This window comes from Streptomyces sp. NBC_01433, from assembly GCF_026340105.1.
Lineage (GTDB): Bacteria > Actinomycetota > Actinomycetes > Streptomycetales > Streptomycetaceae > Streptomyces.
The window spans coordinates 2,668,584-2,684,995 of sequence record NZ_JAPEPM010000001.1; the positions used below are offsets into that span (position 1 = coordinate 2,668,584).

A 16,412-nucleotide genomic window follows, 5' to 3' on the forward strand; every position below is an offset into this window, starting at 1 on the left:
CGTCCCGTCATGCGTGAGGGCTCCCGCCCCGGCCGTGGCCGGGGCGGGAGCCCTCTGCGGTGAAGTGCCGGACCCCCTGTGCGGGCGCTCAGCTCCCGGCCGGCGGAAGCACCGTCTCCGGGACCTGGACGGTGCGCAGCACGCCGTCGCCCAGGTGCAGGATCGCCCGCCCCGGGCGGGTCGCGCCCAGGCGGCTGCGGGGCACCTTGACGCCGATCAGTTCGCCGTCGCTCATGTTCTGCGGCTTCAGCAGCAGACCGCACCGGTTGCGACGGGCCTCGGTGTGCCAGCCGGAGAAGCCGGAGGAGAGCCGGTCGGTCTGCCCGGAGATCACCAGGCCCCGGCCGCTCTCGGCACCGGACTTGGCGATCTGGGTGAGGACGGGCTCGGCCTTCGTCTTCAGCAGCAGGTCGGCGTCGTCCAGGACCACCACGGCCCCCTGCGGCGAGGACGCCAGCGCCTCCTCCAGCGCCGTGGGGTCGATGTCGGACTCGTCGAAGACCGCGAGTACGCCGGGCCGTCCGGCGAGTTGGCGCAGCGGTGACCTGGCGGGCGCGCCGATGACGACGGACATCCCGGACGACAGCAGTGACAGGGTCAGCGTCGCCAGGGCGGTACTGCGGCCGGAGCGGGCGGGTCCGGCGACCAGGAAGGTCGGTGTGACGCCGAAGTCCGGCCCGTACGCGGCGAGTTCGTCGCCGCCGACACCGGACATGGCCCACCGTGCGGAGGGCAGCGGCTGTGGCACGTACCGGACCGCTTCCTCCCAGCTGAGTCGGTCCGGCAGGGTGTCGACGCGGAACGGCCTGGTGGAGGCGGGCAGTTGGGACGCCCGATCGGTGCAGTACTCGGCGATCTGGATGAGCGCCGCGGCCTGCGCCTGGCCTTCCGGGTTGTCCGTGAGGAGCGCGATCTGCACCTCCGCCTTGTCGGCGGCACGGAACGCGCGGCCCGGCGGGATCTCGTCGGGCACGTTGCGCTGGGTGATGCCGATCATCCCGTACTCGGACTTCTCGTTCAGCTTCAGTACGAGCTTGTCCTCGGTGGAGCCGTTGACCCGGCTGGAGAACAGGGCCCGGTCGCCGGTCATCACCAGGTGGATGCCGACGCTCGCACCGTCCCGGAGCAGGGTCAGTACGGAGTTCAGCAGGTTCCCGGAGTCGTACTCGCCCAGCTGCTTGTCGAAGACCTCCCACCGGTCGATGAACAGCACGATGTGCGGCGGCCGTTCGGCCTCCGGCAGGCCGCGGCGGAGCTCCGGCAGGTCGGCGCTGCCGCGGGCGGCGAGCATCTCCTGGCGCCGGGCCAGTTCCCCGGTCAGCCGGGCGAGCAGCCGGGCCACCCGGTCGGGCTGGGTGCGCATGGTGATGGCGCCGCAGTGCGGCAGCTTCTCGATGGGCAGCAGCGCGCCGTTGCCGCAGTCGATGCCGTACATGTGCAGCTTGTCCGGGGAATGGGCGAAGGCCAGGGTGCCCGCGATGGTGCGCAGGGTCTGCGACCTGCCCTGCCGGGGCGAGCCGATGATGTGCAGGTGCCCGAGGGTCGCCGGGTCGATCACCAGGGGCAGCCGGGCCTGCTGCGCGGGCAGGTCCACCACGCCGTACGCGACCGGCGCGAGGTCGTAGTCCGAGGGCGGGGGCGCCGGCAGTTCGCCGGTGACCAGGACCTCGGGCAGCGGCGGGAGCCAGGGGCTGTGCTGCGCGGGGATGCTCATCTCCCGGTCCGCTTCGCGGATCGCGGCGACGAGCCCGGTGAGGTCGGTCTCCACCTCGGCGGGTGCGGCGGCGCCGCGGGGACGTGCCGGGAGCGGCTCGCCGAGCCGTTCCCAGCCGACCGTCACCGCCCAGGGCGTCGGCAGCGAGGTCGCCGAGGCACCGGGCCGACGGCCGCCGACCCGTCCGGACTGGAACGGCACGAGGGAGTTCTGGCCCAGGCGCACATAGGCGCGGCCGGGGGTGCCCTGCGAGATCCCGGCGGCCTCGGGGGAGTTGAGGAGGTCCTGGCTCTCCCCGGCGTCCGTCACCCGGAGCGCGATGCGCAGGTTGGTGTTGGCGCGGATCTCCGAGGAGACGACGCCGCTGGGGCGCTGCGTCGCCAGGATCAGGTGGATGCCGAGGCTGCGGCCCCGCTGGGCGATGTTGACCAGACCCTTCACGAAGTCCGGCAGGTCGCGCACCATCGAGGCGAACTCGTCGATGACGATGAGCAGCCGGGGCATCGGCGCGCGGCCCGCCGGGTCGCGCTCCAGCAGGTCGACGTAGTCCTCGATGTCCTTGGCGCCGGCCGCGGCGAGGATGTGCTCGCGCCGGGTGAGTTCCGCCGTCAGCGACACCAGGGCCCGCTCGACGAGGTGGGCGTCGAGGTCGGTGACCATGCCGACGGTGTGCGGCAGGTCGACACAGTCCTTGAACGCGGAGCCGCCCTTGTAGTCGACCAGGACGAACGTCATCGCGTCCGGACGGTTCGCCACCGCCAGCGAGGCGACCAGCGTCTGGAGGAGTTCGGACTTGCCGGAGCCGGTGGTGCCGGCGATCAGCCCGTGCGGGCCGTCGCGCCGCAGGTCCAGGTGGAACGGGCCGTCCAGGGAGACGCCGACGGCCGCCCGGGTCGAGCGTCCCCCGGCCGTCCAGCGCGCCCGGATCGCCCCGGCCTGCGGCGGGTCGAGGGCGAGGACGTCGAGCAGCCGCGCGGAGCCGGGCAGCACCGCGGCCTCCTCGTCGGCCCCGCCCGGGTCCCGCAGCGGGCCCATCGCGCGGGCCAGCGAACGGCACCAGTCCAGGGACACCACGTCGGGCCGGATGCCCCCGACGGTGCCCCTCCCGGAGCGTCCCACCCGCACGGTTCCGCCGGGCTCCTCGGCGACGACGGCGTGGCACTCCTCGGGCAGCAGCCGCTCCTCGGCGTCCAGGCAGAGCGCGCGGACGCCGACGGCCGGTCCGTCGCGCAGGATCTGCGTCACGCCGGGCAGCGAACGCAGCCTGCGGGCTCCGTCGAGGATGACGAGCACGTCGGGCCCGGCGGGCCGGCTCCGCCGGTCCTTGCGTCCGGCGCGCTCGACGATCAGCGCGGTGAGTTCGGCGACCCGCCGGGCGCAGGTCTCCGTGCCGTAGCCGATGCTGGCCGGGGTGTCGCCGGACTTCTTGCGCACATGCGGCAGCCAGCGCAGCCAGGACCAGCCGTCCCGGCCCCGTTCGCCGGTCGTCAGCAGATGGATCTGGAGGTCACGGGGGCTGTGCAGGACGGCGGCCTGGGCGACCACCCAGCGCGCCACGGCGCGGGCGACGGCGCCCTCACCGGCGATGCCCAGGACGTCGTGCTCCCGCAGCGGGACGGTCACCGGGACGTCGTACGCGGTCCGCGGGTCCTCGCGGCGGTGTTCGTCCTTCGTCGGGTCCTGGAGCACCACCTCGGAGTCCTGGTCGGCGGTTCCGATGCGCAGTTCGAGGAAGTCGGCGTCGGAGGTGCGGCGTTCCCACAGACGGCGCCGGGGGCCGACGGCGGTCAGGACGACCTCGGCCGGGTCCGGGAAGCCGCGGCGCCGGGCGGTGCGTTCGGCCGTCAGGGCGTCCGCCGCGTCGCCCTCGATCCGTGCCTTCTTCTCCTCGTAGGCGACGACACTCTCGGCGTGCGACTGGCGCCCCGTGCGCCGGCTCATCACATAGTTGCCGACGATCGCGACCGGGGAGAGCAGTCCGAACAGCAGCATCGTCATACGGTCGAACAGCAGTGCCGCGGCCCCCGCCATCACCAGCGGGGCGAGCGCGGTGATCCACGGGAGCGGCCGGGAGGGGGGCGGGCCGGGCGGGGAGGGCAGGGTGAAGCGGGTGGCGTTCTCGGCCGGCCGCAGCCGCGGCGGCCGGTTGTAGTCGTAGCCGGTGCCGTCCTCCGACGGCTGCACGGCCGCGTCCGGCTTCTGCGGGAGGGCGAGTTCGAGCAGGCTGTCCCCGACGAGGAGCTGTGCGCCGGCCGGCCAGGCGGCCGCCTCGGTGAGGTCCTCGCGGTCCAGTTGCAGGGTGCCGTCGCCCGGCGCGGAGGCGTCGGGCGAGATACGGCAGCGTCCTCCGGGGCCCACCGCCAGGACGGCGAACGGACGGTCCGGTACGGAGCGCAGCACCTGGGCGGCGCCGTCGTGGGCCAGCCCGATCCGGTACTCGCCCATGTCCAGCCGGCGCACGGCGCCCGCGCCGGCGCCGCCGACCGTACGGACCTCCACCAGCCCGTTCGGTTCGGCCGAAGCGGTGCCCGCCGGGCCGCCCAGGCCCACGATGGCCGCGTGGTGCAGCGGCGCGTCCCGCAGCCGCATATCGGCGGGCAGCAGCCGGTCGCCGGCGTACAGGCCGAGGCCCTCCGGGGGCCGGTGGACGCCGCCCGCCCCGGCCAGCGCCTCCGCGACAGCGCCCACGGGCGTGTCGGGGTCGGCGTCGAGGTGGACGTCGAACGCGTCACCGCCCTCCTCGACCACGGTCAACATCAACGACACGAGAACGTCCTCCAGCCGACGTGAAATGGGGGCCCCGGCAGCCGCGGTCGGCGGCTCCCGTGACACTGATGGGACCTACGGAGCGCGTCCTCGGATGGTTCACCGGTGCGGCGGGTGAACCATCCGCCGACGGGCGCCGTAGTGGCCATCGGGTGCACCGCGCGGCGACCGCGCCGCTCTCGTTCCCGATCGTCCCGGCTCCGCCGCCGGGGCGTCCCGACAAGGAGTCAGAAGATGATCTGGTACGTCCTGGCCGTGGTGCTGGGGCTGGCGCTGATCGGGGCGGTGGCCGCGCTGATCGTCACCGAGCGACGATCCCGCCCGCCGAAGCCCCGCGCCGCCTCGGTGGCCGTCGTGGGCCGGGAGGCGCTGGACGTGGTCAACGCGGGACTGCGCCGGCTGACGGGCGAGTGCCTGCGCTCCGGCCGGCCGCTGCCCGACCTGTACGCCGTCGTCTACTCCGAGGAACGGCTCGCCCTGCTGCTGGCCGGTGCCGAGGAGTCCGCCCCCGCGCCCTGGACCGTCGAGGCGGACGGCGAGCGCTGGACGATCTCGCCCGACGCCCTGCACCGCCCCGGCCCGGAGGGCGAGCCGGCCCTGCCGTACGCGCTGACGGTGACGGTGGGCCTGGACGGACCCGACCGCGTGCTGGTCGACCTCTCCCGGGCGGCGGGGCCCGTCTCGGTGACGGGGCCGGACAAGGAGGTGCACAGCCTGGTGCGGGCCGTCGTCAGCGAGGCGCTCGCCGGACCGGTGGGGGCGCTCGCCGAGGTCACCCTGGTGGGATCCCTGGCCGACGGCCGGCTTCTGTTCGGCGACGAGCCGCGGACCTCGCGTCTGCACAGCGCGGCCAGCCTGGAGGAGGCGTTCGCCACGGCGGCGTCGGCGGGCACGGGAGCGCCGGAGTTCGGCTCGCCCGACGTCACCCAGATCTACCGCCTGATCGAGGGAAGCAGCCGGATCGCCGTCCAGGGCGAGGCGCCGCATCTGTTCGTCGTTGACGCCTCGCAGCTCCCGCGACGGGAAGGGGCACTGGCCGGTCTGCGGCGCGGGGACGCGCTGCTGGTGATCGGTGAGGCACCCACGGGGTGGCGCTGGCGTGCCGACGCGGGCGGATCGCTCGACACCGGGCCGCTCGGCCTGGAGATCACCCGGCACGCGGGACGTCTGGCATAAGTGTCATCCGGCCTCGGTGTCATCCGAACCTCGGTGTCATCCGGCCTCGCGGTACACGCCGCCCGCGTACAGCCCCCGGTTGTGCAGTGCCTCGCGCAGGGCGCGGGCGGCGTAGAACGTCCGGGACTTGACGGTTCCCGGCGGCACACCGAGGACCTCGGCCGTCTGGTTCACGCTGCGTCCCAGGAAGTGCACGTGCATCAGGACCTCGCGCTGCGCGGGCCGCAGGTCACGCAACGCGTCGATGAGCACCTGGGAGGTGAGCAGGTGGTCCACGCCGTCGGACACCGGCAGGTGGGCGAGTTCGGGGTCACCGGTCTCCGGTGGTCTGGCCTGGCGGGCCCGGTGGCCGTCGATGACCAGATTGCGCAGCGCGGTGAACAGCCAGGGCCGCACCGCGTCCGTGCTCGGGTCGAGTTCCTCGGCGTGCATCCAGGCGCGTATCGCGACTTCCTGGAGGATGTCCTCGGCGCGGTGCCAGTCGCCCTCCAGCCGCCGTGCGGCGAACTGCAACAACGCGTTCCCGTGCAGGTGGTAGAGCGTTCTGAGGAACTCGTCGGGGTGGGGTTCCGCGGCACGGGGGCCAGGTATGAGCTCTTCGGACGAAGCGCTGGCCGACAAGGGCCTTTCCTCTCCGGTCATCTGTGGGGAGACGGGTTCCAACCGGCTGGGGACAACCGGCGGGCGCCGCCGCGGGCCGACGGGCGACCGTGCGGCGCCCGTCGGCCCGCGGCGGCGGTGAACTCGCCCCGTCGCGCCGTTCAGCCCGGTTCGCGAGAGGAAAGCGAGCCCACCTCACGGGAGGTCAGCTCCCGGTCGTAGAGATGTACGTCGGCGATATCACCGTTCCAGAAATCGGCTGCCTTCCCATCGAACTTGCCGCGCCCGATCACCACGGTGCCAGTGGGTTTCACGTTGCTGGAGGCCACCCTGGTTCCCGCGAGCCGGCCGTCCACGTAGAGCTGCATCCGGTGGTCCTTCTGACTGTACGTGCCGGTCAGGTGGTACCAACGGCCGGGCTGCGGCTTCTCGGGCGTCGTCGCGACCGTACGAGCACCGCTGAAACTGAAGGCGAAGTTCCCGTCCTGGCCGGAGTACTGGAGGAAGAACGCGCTGATCCGGTCGCCGTCCTGGGACAGGGCGGTGCGCATGCCGGTCATGCCTTGGGAGCTGAGGCGCACCCGCGCGGCGACCGAGTAATCCTTGCCCGCGGGGTCGAGCCGGGTGTGGGAGTCCACGTATCCGCTGGTGCCGTTCAACCGCAGGGCGCCGCCCTCGGGGCCGTCGGTCCACTGCGTGCCGCCCCTGACCGAGGCGTCGTGCTCGCCGGCCTTCGCGGTGCCGGACCGGTGCAGGGGCCACCAGCCGAGGTCCTGTAGCGGGTCGGCGTCGTCAGCCGTGCTCGACGCGGCCGGTTTCGCCGCGGGCTGTTCCTTCCCGGCCTGTTGCTTCTCGGAGTCCTGGCCGCGCACCAGTTGGACGACGACGAAGGCCAGCGCGACGGTCAATACGGTGATCGTGGTGATGAGTGGCCATCTGCGCGCCATGAATTTCCTCAGGAGGTGAGACATAGATGTGTCACTGATGACCACGATTCCGACCCGGAAGCGGTTCAGTGTGCATCCGAGTTGTGACGTTCCGGAGGCGCGGGTTCAGGACGCCAGGCGCCGCAGCCGGGCGACTGCCTCCCGGAGGACGTCGTCCTTCTTGCAGAACGTGAAGCGGACCTGACTGCGGCCGGCGTCGGGGTCGTCGTAGAACACGGAGTTGGGGATGGCGACGACGCCGCACCGTTCGGGGAGGGCGCGGCAGAAGGCGTAGGCGTCCTTCTCGCCGAAGGGGGTGATGTCGGTGGTGATGAAGTACGTGCCCCCGGGCTGGTAGACCTCGAACCCGGCCGCGCGCAGGCCGTCGCCGAGCAGGTCGCGCTTGCGGCGGAGGCCGGCGCGGAAGCCGTCGAAGTACGCGTCCGGCAGACGCAGCGCTTCGGCGATCGCGTACTGGAAGGGGCCCGCGCTGACGTACGTCAGGTACTGCTTGGCCGTCCGGACGGCGGAGACGAGCGGGCCGGTCGCCGTGACCCAGGCCACCCCTTGTTCGTACACTCATTCGCGTGTCGCGCAACAAGCCCACCAGGGGCCTCTCCAGTACCGCCGGTGAGCCGGCCGCCATCTACTGCCGGATATCCCAGGCGGACGACGACGACCAGACCGGCGTCGACCGTCAGGAACGTATCTGCCGCGAGATCGCCGAACGGCGTGGCCTCGTCATCGATCCCGCCCACATCTTCGTGGACAACAGCCGCTCCGCCTGGAGCCGTAAGCGGAAGCGGCCGGGATGGGACCGCCTGCTGGGGGACGCCCGGAACCGTGGCTTCCGGCACATCATCGCCTACCACCCCGACCGGCTCATGCGGCAGCCCCGGGACCTGGAGGAGCTGCTCCAGGTATCCGACGACCACGCGATCACCCTCCACGGCGAGGCGAATCGGCGGGACCTCTCCGACCCCGACGACCGCTTCATCCTCCGCATCGAAGTCGCGCACGCCTGCCGCTCTTCGGACGACTCCTCACGGCGGCTGAAGTCCGCCATGCAGGACCGGGCGCGGGAGGGCAAGCCGCAGGGCGGCATGAGGAGATTCGGCTACACCAAGGACGGTATGACAATCGTCGAGGGGGAGGCCGAAATCGTGCGGGAGGTGTTCGACCGCTACCTGAAGGGCGAGGGCGCGGCACCCATCGCGAAGGCTTTGCACAGCCGGGACATCCGTACAGCCGGCGGCAAGGCATGGAACAGCGGCACCGTTCGCGCCCTGCTCGACTCCCGGCACGTTGCCGGAATCCGCATGCACCAGGGCGAGGAAGTCGGCCCCGGCACTTGGCCCGCGATCATCGACGCGGGCGTATGGGCGGAGGTGCGGACACGGCGCGAGTACCGGTCGGCGGTGCACCGGGAGACGCTCGGCAAGCCCGCGCAGCGCTACTACCTGCTGCGCGGACTGGTGATGTGCGGGCGGTGCGGAACGCTGATGTCCGGTACGGCGAAGGGCACCGGGCCGGTCTATCAGTGCAACCGTCGGGGCCGGAACGACGACAAGAAGTGCACCCGGTCGATCATGGCCGGGACGCTGGAGGACTTCGTCATGGATGCCGCGGTCGAGCTGCTCGGCGAGCTGCGGGTGGACGGCCGGCTCGCCAGCACCAACCTCGCCGAGAGCGTGACCGAGGAGCTGGAGGACGACCAGCGGCAGCTCGACGACCTGAACCAGATGTGGACCGCGAAGGAGATCTCCACGGCGGAGTACCGCAAGATGCGAAAGGAGATCACCGATCGCATCGCCAAGGCCCAACGCAGGGTGGTCGTCCGGCCGATGGTGCTCCTCGACGGCCTCACGGGCTCGGGCGCGCGGGCGGCTTGGGACGCCGAGGACATGACGGACGAGCGGCGCAACGCGGTGCTGCGGTTCCTCTTCTCCGGCATCGTCATCGACGAGCCGAAGAAGTTTGGCCGGTACATGGACTGGGACCGGATCAACGTCGAGCAGAACCCGCTGTAGCGGGTCGGGGCTGCTGGAATCTGACCTGCCGGCCGAGGCGATGCGCGGCGCAACATAGCCGACGATCGCCGGTTACCCAAACCGGCGATTCTCCGGACCATTGACGCTCCCAGCCAACCCGTCGGCCCCCGCCATACGCAGGCGGGGCCGATGACCGGAAGCCGCCCCGAGGACGTCCATGCTCCAATGCCAGACCGAACCCGCCGTCATACAGCCCGCCATCGCCCCCGAGGGAGCCCGCGCTTGCCGCCGGAGGGCGGACTTGGCGAGGGACGCCGCTCTCCAGCGCGTGTGCGCGGGGTTCACGACGACGATCAGCCCACAGAGTGCCGCCAGACTCGCGGCCCTGTTCTCCACCACGACCTATGCCCAGGCAGCCTGACCGGAGCTGGCGGAGTCGTCTCGTCACCCGTCCCGCCGGCAGGACCGAGGACGGCCGGCGCATGGCCGACATCAGCTCGCCGGATGGCCTGGCAGCCGCCGACAGTCGGTATCAGCGCACCGGCCTACGGCTTCGGATACGGCACCCAGGAGGTGTTCGCCGTGAGCTGTGTGGTTTCTCCGGCCGAACGCTGGATCTTCGCGCGCGGGTGTGGCTGTCTTGGTGCTGCGCCCGGTGCGCTGGCCTGCGGGAATCGAGCCGCGCGCAGGCCAAGGCCAACGAACCCGCTGTGGCCGGGGCCCATCGCGCACCCGCGCACTCGCGAACGTCACCGACACGTCCGGCGCCGATCACGCGCCCCGCTCCCACCCCCTGCATCGCCCGAAGAGGGCCCGCCCGGCCCCCGCCTGCCCTGATCAAGGAGCCGCCACCAGATGAGCTACGACGCCCGCGAATGGGTGTGGAACCACAGCAGCAGCAAGGGCACCGCCCGCATGGTTCTCGCCCTGATCGCCGACCGGTGCCGAGATCGCAGCTGCATCGCGTACGCGTCCGTGCCCACTCTCATGAAGCGCGCGAACGCCTCCCGTACGGCCGTGCGTGACGCCCTCACGAACCTGATCGCCAGCGGGGAGCTGGTACAGCTCGCGGGTCGCAAGGGGCCGCGCGGAGAGACGTACTACCACCTCCCGAGCGCTGCCTCCTTGCTCGCCGGTCAAGTCACCGAGGGGAGCCGGAATTCGGCCCCTCAGGGGGATCGGATTCCGACCCTCGACGGGCCGGAATCCGACCCTGCCGGCATCTACGAAGGGGGGCCGGATGACGACCCCAGGAGGCGGATTCCGACCCCCGGGGGGACCGGATTCCGGCCTGCCGGGGGATCGGATTCCGACCCCCAGAACCCTAGAGAACCGAAGGTGAACGGTAAGAGCAGCAGCTCTGCCTCCCCCATCACCGCAGTCGAGTGGGAGGTCGACGAAGCCGCCCGAACCTGGCTGGAGCACCACGGGCACCTCGCCCGACTCGGTGAGCACGGCCTGCGGGCGGCTGACGAGAAGTGGCGCATCTACCGGGCGACCGCGGCACCTCGTTCCGCCGCCGCATGGGGCGCCGACTGGCGCGCGTGGATCGCCCGGGAACGCACTCCCGCTCCGGAGCGGCCGAACCTGTACGCGCTGCCCGGCGGTGCCGCCCCACCCGCCGGAGGCATGACCCGCGCCGAGGCACACACCGCAGCCCTCCTCGCAGCCCTCGACGAACCGACAGGAATGGAGTAACCCACCCCCTTGGAACGCCGCGAAGTCGCCGCCGTCCTCGCCTACATCGGCCGCCTTGACCCCCGCTCGATCCGTACCGCCCCAGGCGAGGCCCGCGACCAGCTCGCCCAATGGCATGAACTGCTCCACGACGTGCCCTTCGCCACGAACCACGGCTGGGACGTCCGCGAGGCGATACGGGCACACGTCCTCGACTCGCCCTACCCGATCCTCCCCGTGGACGTCGCGCGCGAGTGGCGCAGGTACCGCCGCGCCCGCCTCGATCGGCACACCGACCCCACGCCAACCGCAGACCCGGACGACCTGGCCGCGTGGCGGGCCGAGCTGCTCGGCACCCGGCAGGCCGTGGCCACGGGAGCGGTCGCGCCCTCGACGCACCGACAGATCACCAGTAGTGACCCGCACTCCGATGTGGAGGCCCGCCTGCGCGCCGTCGGCTCGTGTATCCCACCGGCTGTGCGCGCCGACTTGGTCGGCTACCGGCCAGCCCGCGCCGCCCGTGAAGCCACCATCGCGGAAGGACGACCTGACGCTCTCAGCGTCCCGTGCCAGTGGTGCCACGCCGACAGGGGCGAATCCTGCCGCAGCCGACGCGTGGGCCCCGACGGCAGAGCCCGGGGCAGCGCGCCCCGGGCCACGCCCCACCCGACGCGCCTCGACCTCGCCGCCGCGAAACTCACCCGACAGGGAGCCGTATGACCTTCCCCGACTTCCTGCCGCTCTCCGTCTCCTCCCTCGAACCTTCGCCCCTGCTCGTGATCGCCGTAGCGCTGGCTGCCACCACGCTGCTGGCCGGCAGGCTCACCCGGCGAAGCGCCCGTACCGGTGGCAGTCGGCAGGGCACTCCCGCGGTTAAGGTCGCGGCCCTGGCGGCAGTCGGCTGCACCGCTTACAGCGCCGACACGAGCTGGCGCTTCGCCGCCGACTACCTGGACATGAGCAGCACCGTCGAGCGTGCCCTCATGTTCGCCACCGCGCTGATGGCACGCCAGAACCTCAACGGGCCCGCACGCGCGCCGGGCGTACCCGGCGCCCTGGTGTGGGTGATCACCGGAGTGCAGATCATCCCCGCTTACGCCGAGTTCGGGCTTGTCGGCGGCACCGTGCGCGCCTTCATCGGCCCGGTCATGGCAGCGATGTTGTGGCACTTGGCCATGGGCATCGAACTGCGCCACCGCACACCTCAGGGCGCCTCACACGGTCTGGCGGCCGTCCTCGTCCGGCAAGTGCGCGAACGGCTGCTGGCCCGGCTGGGCATCGCCGACCGGCACGCGGACGCCGCCCGGCTCATCCGCGAGCGCGCCCTGAGCAAAGCCGTCACGCTGATCATCCGTGCCGAAGCGATGACCGGTCAGCAGCGCGGCAGCCTGCGAGGCCGACACCTGTCCCATCGCCTGCACGAAGCGCTAGAGCGGGCCGATGTCGACGGAGACCCGCTCCAGGACGAGCTGCTGCTGCGCAAGCTCGCCACCCGCAAGCAGGCTCTCGACCTCGCCGCCATCACGCTGCCCCGCGCTGGCACGCCCCGGTCTCGAACGGCTCCGGCAGTTCCGGGCAGACACGTGCGCGATTCAGCTCTGCGAAGCAGGCAAAGGCGACGGGCGCCCTGTCCGTCTCGGCTTCGGGCGATGACGACGTTCACCGGGCAGCCCGCCCGGAACTCGCCCACCCGGAACCTGACAATCACCCCCGCCCGAGTACGGAGCGCCCTCAACGACCAAGCCCCACATCCGTCAGCCCGGAATCGGTGGCGGGCAACGGACCCGGAGATGGTCCGGGCGAAGCCAAGAAGCCGAAGCAGCCAGGACGAAAGCCCGAATTGCCGTGGGACGTCCTCGTCATATACGCCCATCGCGTCCAGCAGGAGACCGGGCGTCTGTCACGCGACCGCCTGGAGGACGCCGTACGTGCTGACGGCCACAGCATCGCCAGTGACCGCGCCGCCGAGGTCACCCGCGCTGTCAAGGCCGAGCTGAAGACCGCTCGCGCCGAACAGTCCCACTGACGGAGACCGTGTCGGCTGTCTACGCCTCCGCACTTCGAGAAGGGACCTGATGCACGAGCACCTCACCCCCGCGCCCACCGACCGGCAGCAGGCACGCCCCATCCCAGCCAACAGCGGAGCAAGTTGGAGGTTCGGACACTCCCCCGCAGGGGGAGCGTCCGAACCCGCCCCCGCCCCAGGGGTGGCGGGGCCCGACCGGCGCCAGGGGGCGCCGGACGGGAAGGCTGCGACCGAGGGCGGATCGCAGCCAAGTAGGGCCGTCCGCAAGCGCCGGCCCAAGGGGAAGTCACGTCCGCGTGACAAGAAGCAGCGCCCCGCCCACAGCGTCCGCCTCAACGAACGCGAACACACCATCATCCAGACCGGCGCCGACGCCGTCGGTATGAGTATCGCCGGATTCCTCGCCCACTCCGCCCTGGCCGCCGCCCGCGACCAGACCCGTACCGCCGTATCCATCGCCGCCGACCACGACGTCCTCACCGAGCTGTTCGCCACAGGCCGCAAGCTCGGCTGGGCCGGCAGCAATCTCAACCAGATGACCAAGACCCTCAACTCGGGCGGCGACATCGCCCGCATCGAGGAAGCCCTCGCCGACGTCCGCCGCGCGGCCACCGCTACCAGGGCGGCCGTCGAGCGGATCAACAACCACCAGAAAGACGAGACCGCTTGATCCCCCGCATCCACAAGCAAGGCAGTAACACACGCGGGCTGCTCAACTACCTCTACGGCAAGGGCACCCGCGAAGAGCACGTCGACCCGCACCTGGTCGCCTCCTTCGACTACCTGATGGCACCCGACCCCGGCCGAGACCCCTCCGCGACGAAGGAAGACCTCCAGCGGCTTCTTGACCAGCCACTGCACCTCCTCGACGCAGACCAGTGGCCCGAACAGCATGTGTGGCACTGCTCCGTCCGCGCGGCGGCCACCGACCGCATCCTGAGCGACGAGGAGTGGGGCGACATCGCCCGCCGCGTCGTGGCCGCCACCGGCATCGACTCCGGCGGAGCGGACGACGCCGGGTGCCGGTGGGCCGCCGTGCGCCACGCCGACGACCACATCCACATCATCGCCACCCTGGTACGCGAGGATGGCCGTCGCCCTGACCACCACCGCTCCGGCCAACGCGCCCAGGCCGCAGCCCGCCTCATCGAAGGCGACTACGACCTGCACCGCGTCACTCCCGGCGACGGCACCGCAGCCAAACGCCCCACCAGCGCCGAACGCCACAAGGCCCAACGGCAAGGGCGGGAGCGCACAGCGCGGGAGAAGCTGCGCGAGACTGTACGCAGCGCCTCGGCCGGCGCTGCCTCCACGGACGAGTTCTTCGACCGTCTGGCCGCCGACGGTCTGCTGATCCGTAAGCGGTTCGCACCGTCAGGCGACCTGCTCGGCTACAAGGTCGCGCTGCCTGACGACCGCAACAAGGACGACGAACCGGTCTTCTATGCCGGTTCCACCCTCGCACCCGATCTGTCCCTGCCCCGTATCCGCGAACGCTGGTCCCTCCAAGCGACGGCACTCTCCGAGAGCGGGGGCGAGACCGCCCCGCCCACCCTGCCGCCGGTGACCCATCCCGCGTTCGCTCGGCGCCGGGCTGCCGCTGCGACCTGGCAGGCTGTGTTGATCATTGATCACGGCGATGACGGCGTGGCAGCAGCGCAGATCGCTGCGGCAGGGGAGGTCCTGGACGCCCTCGCCAAGACCTCTGCCGCCCACACCCGTGCTGAACTCCAGCAGGCCGCAGCCGTGTTCGAGCGGGCCAGCCGTTCCCACGTGCGCGTCGTACGCGGTCACGACCAAGCCCTGCGGCAGGCCGCGCACGATCTCGTCCACAGCGGCCCCGCGCTCGGCTGCGGCGAAGACGGAGCCACCACGGCGATGGTCATCGACACGGCTGTCTTCCTCGCCATCACCGCAGCGAACTGGCACGCCAAGAAGCACCACAGCCAGCAGGCAGCCGCAGCCCAGCAAGCCGCCGAGCATCTACGCACCGCCTACCAGGCCGCCGCAGCCCACCCCATCGCCGCCCTCCGCCAGCGAGGCCAGCATCTGACACCCCAGATCCGGCAGCGGCAAGCCGATCTCCTGCACCAGACGCTGCCAGAGCTCGCCGACCGCATCCAGGCCGAGCCCAGCTGGCCCGCCCTGGCCGCAACCCTCGCCGACGCCCAGCAAGCAGGCCACGACCCGACAGCCCTGCTCACCCACGCCACCCACCGACGCGAACTCGACACCGCCGACTCCATCAGCGACGTCCTCGTCTGGCGCCTGCGCCGCAGCGCCCACCTGCCCGCCGCACCCGAAAACCCCCAGGCCACATCCGCTCGGGACAGCCGGCGTACCCCGGCCCCAGCACCCGCCACACCACCAGTGGCCAGGGCGGCGAACCCCTCCAGCCGTCAGCGCTGACCCAGGCCCGCCCCGGTGACCGCGAGCCTGTTAGATACCGGAGTTGCCAGAGCAGCGCGAAGCCGGGCCTCCCCCACGGGAGGCCCGGCTTCGTAGCGTGGGGCAATGGTCAGCTGGCGGGGGCACGCAGGAGCTGGTCCCGCGTGCTCTCCGGCAGCACCCGGCGCAGTACCGGTGCGGTGGAGCTGAGCGAGGAGGCGAACGCGGCAACAAGGCAGTGCGGCACGCTGGCACTGAACGACGCAGTCCACAAGTACGAGGCGCCCATACCGAGCTCAGCCCACGCCTGCCAGCCAGAAGCGCCTGTCTCCTGCGCCCCGACGGTCAGGGCGCAGGGGGAGGCGTCCTGGATGAGGGGCGGCACCTCGCCGAGGCTGAGGCGGGCGGTGAAGGTGGGGTGTATCACCGCCGCATGGGGTTGGTCGGCGTCGCGGAGCCAACCATGCGTGGTGGCCGCACCGAGGACCACTTCGGGACCGGCGGACGAGGCGGTGGGCTGGCCGCGTTCGTCGAGCGCGAGGAGAAAGTCGGCGATGACCTCACCCGGGACGTCGCGGGTGAAATAGGCGGACCAGTCCGCGAGCGGACTGCTCACATCCGAGCAGGCCGACACCTGCCACGCGATCGGCAGCCCACCGAGGTGAAACGGCTCGTCCGGCAGCACCCACTGAGCCCACCGAAGGGCGTCGGGACTGATGTGGAGGAGGGTGCTGCGCAGGACCTGATGGTCCTCCGGCGGCTCGTCGAGCTCACGGCGCCCACGAACGACGGCCAGGCTCGTCCAACCGATGCCGGCGAGGCGGTCCGCGACGGCATCGTAGGGACGTCCGTCGTCGCTGGCCAAGTGCCGGGGGCCGACCCAGTACGCAGGCAGAGCTCTTTGGTTCGGGGCGGACGGGTCGAGCAGAGGGTTGGGATACAGGGCGCCTCCAAGGGGTGGGTGCGGGTCTACTGGCCGCCAGCAACGCGGCGAGGGTGTCGCGGCGGCGCCTGGACGGGAGATGCCAATTCAGAGCGACGGCCGCTTCGAGCGGGCAGTCGCCCGAAGCGGCCGTCCGCATACCGCCCAGCCAGATAGCCGGAGGACCGTCCGATCTCGTTGCGGGCCTCCACGACCTGTGTCGCGC

The 16,412-nt window shown here is 71.8% G+C and carries 10 protein-coding genes and 2 pseudogenes; 7 read left to right on the forward strand and 5 right to left on the reverse strand.

Annotated elements, in window-relative coordinates:
* Positions 1 to 88 precede the first annotated feature (88 nt).
* A complete protein-coding gene (locus OG413_RS12015; RefSeq protein ID WP_266810091.1) occupies positions 89 to 4,471 on the reverse strand; it encodes an FtsK/SpoIIIE domain-containing protein in 4,383 nt (1,460 codons plus the stop codon).
* 243 nt (positions 4,472 to 4,714) lie between these two features.
* Here OG413_RS12015 and OG413_RS12020 point away from each other — a divergent pair, with 243 nt between their 5' ends.
* Positions 4,715 to 5,656: a hypothetical protein gene (locus OG413_RS12020; RefSeq protein WP_266804982.1), complete on the forward strand. Its 942-nt coding sequence runs from the start codon at positions 4,715 to 4,717 to the stop codon at positions 5,654 to 5,656.
* Positions 5,657 to 5,692: 36 nt separating this feature from the next.
* Here the strand turns inward: OG413_RS12020 and OG413_RS12025 are convergent, their stop codons facing one another.
* The 3 genes and pseudogenes from OG413_RS12025 to OG413_RS12035 all read right to left on the reverse strand — a co-directional run.
* Positions 5,693 to 6,277, reverse strand: a complete 585-nt coding sequence (locus OG413_RS12025; protein WP_266804983.1) for a sigma-70 family RNA polymerase sigma factor — start codon at positions 6,275 to 6,277, stop codon at positions 5,693 to 5,695.
* Positions 6,278 to 6,417: 140 nt separating this feature from the next.
* The gene (locus OG413_RS12030) at positions 6,418 to 7,203 is read right to left on the reverse strand and encodes a LamG domain-containing protein (RefSeq protein ID WP_266804984.1); all 786 of its coding nucleotides are present in this window, start codon (positions 7,201 to 7,203) and stop codon (positions 6,418 to 6,420) included.
* 105 nt (positions 7,204 to 7,308) lie between these two features.
* Positions 7,309 to 7,740, reverse strand: a pseudogene (locus OG413_RS12035) (aminotransferase class I/II-fold pyridoxal phosphate-dependent enzyme); the annotation flags it as partial.
* A gap of 29 nt (positions 7,741 to 7,769) precedes the next feature.
* On the opposite strand from OG413_RS12035, the gene OG413_RS12040 reads away from it, so the two are divergent.
* The 6 genes and pseudogenes from OG413_RS12040 to OG413_RS12065 all read left to right on the forward strand — a co-directional run bounded on the left by OG413_RS12040 (position 7,770) and on the right by OG413_RS12065 (position 15,285).
* Positions 7,770 to 9,212 carry a recombinase family protein gene (locus OG413_RS12040; protein ID WP_266804986.1) on the forward strand — a complete coding sequence of 481 codons (1,443 nt, stop codon included), beginning with the start codon at positions 7,770 to 7,772 and terminating at the stop codon, positions 9,210 to 9,212.
* Between the two features lie 816 nt (positions 9,213 to 10,028).
* The gene (locus OG413_RS12045; RefSeq protein ID WP_266804988.1) at positions 10,029 to 10,871 is read left to right on the forward strand and encodes a helix-turn-helix domain-containing protein; all 843 of its coding nucleotides are present in this window, start codon (positions 10,029 to 10,031) and stop codon (positions 10,869 to 10,871) included.
* A 9-nt stretch (positions 10,872 to 10,880) separates the two neighbouring features.
* Positions 10,881 to 11,570: a hypothetical protein gene (locus OG413_RS12050; protein WP_266804989.1), complete on the forward strand. Its 690-nt coding sequence runs from the start codon at positions 10,881 to 10,883 to the stop codon at positions 11,568 to 11,570.
* Positions 11,567 to 12,876 (forward strand): annotated as a pseudogene (locus OG413_RS12055) (hypothetical protein). Before OG413_RS12050 ends, OG413_RS12055 begins: the two are co-directional and overlap by 4 nt.
* Before the next feature lie 49 nt (positions 12,877 to 12,925).
* The gene (locus OG413_RS12060) at positions 12,926 to 13,546 is read left to right on the forward strand and encodes a mobilization protein (protein WP_266804991.1); all 621 of its coding nucleotides are present in this window, start codon (positions 12,926 to 12,928) and stop codon (positions 13,544 to 13,546) included.
* Positions 13,543 to 15,285: a mobilization protein gene (locus OG413_RS12065; RefSeq protein ID WP_266804993.1), complete on the forward strand. Its 1,743-nt coding sequence runs from the start codon at positions 13,543 to 13,545 to the stop codon at positions 15,283 to 15,285. Before OG413_RS12060 ends, OG413_RS12065 begins: the two co-directional genes overlap by 4 nt.
* A gap of 109 nt (positions 15,286 to 15,394) precedes the next feature.
* On the opposite strand, the gene OG413_RS12070 is transcribed toward OG413_RS12065, so the two are convergent.
* Positions 15,395 to 16,207, reverse strand: coding sequence for a DUF317 domain-containing protein (locus OG413_RS12070; RefSeq protein ID WP_266810093.1), 813 nt, complete (start codon positions 16,205 to 16,207; stop codon positions 15,395 to 15,397).
* Positions 16,208 to 16,412 lie beyond the last annotated feature (205 nt).

Coding starts and splice junctions, on each gene's coding strand:
- OG413_RS12015 (WP_266810091.1), bottom strand. CDS start 4,471: ATGTTGACCGTGGTCGAGGAGGGCGGTGACGCGTTCGACGTCCACCTC.
- OG413_RS12020 (WP_266804982.1), top strand. CDS start 4,715: ATGATCTGGTACGTCCTGGCCGTGGTGCTGGGGCTGGCGCTGATCGGG.
- OG413_RS12030 (WP_266804984.1), bottom strand. CDS start 7,203: ATGGCGCGCAGATGGCCACTCATCACCACGATCACCGTATTGACCGTC.
- OG413_RS12045 (WP_266804988.1), top strand. CDS start 10,029: ATGAGCTACGACGCCCGCGAATGGGTGTGGAACCACAGCAGCAGCAAG.
- OG413_RS12060 (WP_266804991.1), top strand. CDS start 12,926: ATGCACGAGCACCTCACCCCCGCGCCCACCGACCGGCAGCAGGCACGC.